Origin of the sequence: Fuscibacter oryzae (genome assembly GCF_016765795.1) — a bacterium.
Classification (GTDB): domain Bacteria; phylum Pseudomonadota; class Alphaproteobacteria; order Rhodobacterales; family Rhodobacteraceae; genus Fuscibacter; species Fuscibacter oryzae.
This window is the reverse complement of record NZ_JAESVP010000019.1, coordinates 1-1,771: the sequence shown is the minus strand read 5'-3', so window position 1 is coordinate 1,771 and position 1,771 is coordinate 1. Positions and strand designations below refer to the sequence as shown.

Genomic DNA, 1,771 nt, shown 5'->3' with positions numbered 1-1,771 from the left:
TGGGAGAGCATCGGGATTGCAGCTTCAAAGGCGGGCGCGCCTTGTTCGATCAGGTCGGTCACGGCTTGGGCCATGCCATACATCTTCAGGCTGCGGAGCATGATGACGATGGCACCAGCGGCTGGATCATGACGCATGGCGGCCTCCTGCGAGCTGGGCGCGCAGGCCGTCATAGCGTTCGACGTTCGCCTTGGGTTCACGGTGCAGGGCCAGTGCCTGCGGGGTATCCAGTGGTGGCCCGCCGATCACCTTGCCGTCGACCAGCCGGTGCAACAGGTTCAGCACATGGGTTTTGGTCGGCACGCCCTCGGCCAAGGCAAGTTCCACGGCGGTCAGCACGGCCTGCTCATCGTGGTGCAAGACAAGGGCAAGGATATCGACCATCTCGCGATCACCGCCGGGTTTGCGCAGCATGTGATCCTGCAACTGTCTGAACGCAGGCGGTAATTCCAGGAAGGGCGCGCCGTTGCGAAGGGCTCCGGGCTTCCTTTGCACAACGGCCAGATAATGCCGCCAGTCGTAAATCGTCTTCGGCGGCAGATGATGGCTGCGTTGGATTACACGCGCATGTTCGCACAGGATGTTGCCCTCTGCCGCAACGACCAGCCGATCGGGATAGATCCGCAGGCTGACTGGTCGGTTCGCAAATGACGCCGGAACGCTATAGCGATTGCGCTCAAAGCTGATCAGACAGGTTGGCGAGACGCGCTTGCTCAACTCGATGAAGCCATCAAACGCGACCGGCAATGGCATCAGCTCGGCCTGTTCCTCGGCCCAGACATCGGCGATGGTGCCGGACTGTTTGCCATGCGGGGTCTGGCGCCACAACTCCAGACAACGCTCTTCCAGCCAGGCGTTCAGCGCGGCAATATCTGGAAAGTCCGGCATTCCTTGCAACATCTGGTGGCGGGAATCCCGAACGTTCTTCTCGACCTGACCCTTCTCCCACCCGGCGGCGGGATTGCAGAACTCGGGCTCATAGACATAGTGGTTCGTCATGGCGAGGAAGCGCATGTTGATCTGTCGTTCCTTGCCGCGACCGACACGATCCACCGCCGTCTTCATGTTGTCGTAGATGCCTCGGCGAGGGATGCCGCCAAAGACACGGAAGCCGTGCCAATGTGCGTCAAACAGCATCTCATGGGTCTGCAACGGGTAGGCCCGAAGCAAAAAGGCACGGCTGTGCGACAGCTTGATATGCGCCATCTGCAACTTCGTGCGCTCGTCGCCCAGCACGGCAAAGTCCTCGCTCCAGTCGAACTGGAAGGCATCGCCGGGGGCAAAATGCAGCGGCACAAAGATCCCGCGCCCCGTCGTCTGCTGTTCGCGCTGCCGATCTGCCTTCCACCGTCGCGCAAAAGCCGCCACTCGAGGATAGGAACCGGTGAAGCCTAGCGCCACAAGATCGGTATGCAGCTGCTTCACTGTGCGCCGTTGTTTGCGCAACTTGCCGGCCTCGGTCTTCAGCCAGCCTGCCAGCTTCTCGGCATAGGGGTCAAGCTTGCTGGGCCGCTCCGGCGTCGCAAATCTTGGCTCGATGGTATTCGCCGCCAAATGCTTGGTCACGGTATTACGCGACACGCCCGTCAGCCGCGCAATCTCGCGGATCGACAGCTTCTGCCGCAAGTGCATGCGTCGGATGATGTTCAAAAGTCCCATGTGGATCACTCCGTTGCCCCCGCCACTCACCGCGTTGGGGGAAGGTTCACATGGCTCAGTTCTCAGTGAAAATTATGCGCCTAACCGGCTCAGTTCCGGGTGAAAATCAACA

1 protein-coding gene and 1 pseudogene are annotated in these 1,771 nt (G+C 60.6%); both read right to left on the bottom strand.

The window, feature by feature from the left end; genetic code table 11:
- Positions 1–137, bottom strand: a pseudogene (locus JI744_RS19005) (ATP-binding protein); the annotation flags it as partial.
- Positions 127–1,659: an IS21 family transposase gene (istA, locus tag JI744_RS19000; RefSeq protein WP_202662757.1), complete on the bottom strand. Its 1,533-nt coding sequence runs from the start codon at positions 1,657–1,659 to the stop codon at positions 127–129. The pseudogene JI744_RS19005 and the gene istA, both read right to left, overlap by 11 nt.
- Between the last annotated feature and the right edge of the window lie 112 nt (positions 1,660–1,771).

Excerpts from the sequence above, each read along its gene's own strand:
- istA (WP_202662757.1), bottom strand. The coding sequence starts at position 1,659 with ATGGGACTTTTGAACATCATCCGACGCATGCACTTGCGGCAGAAGCTG.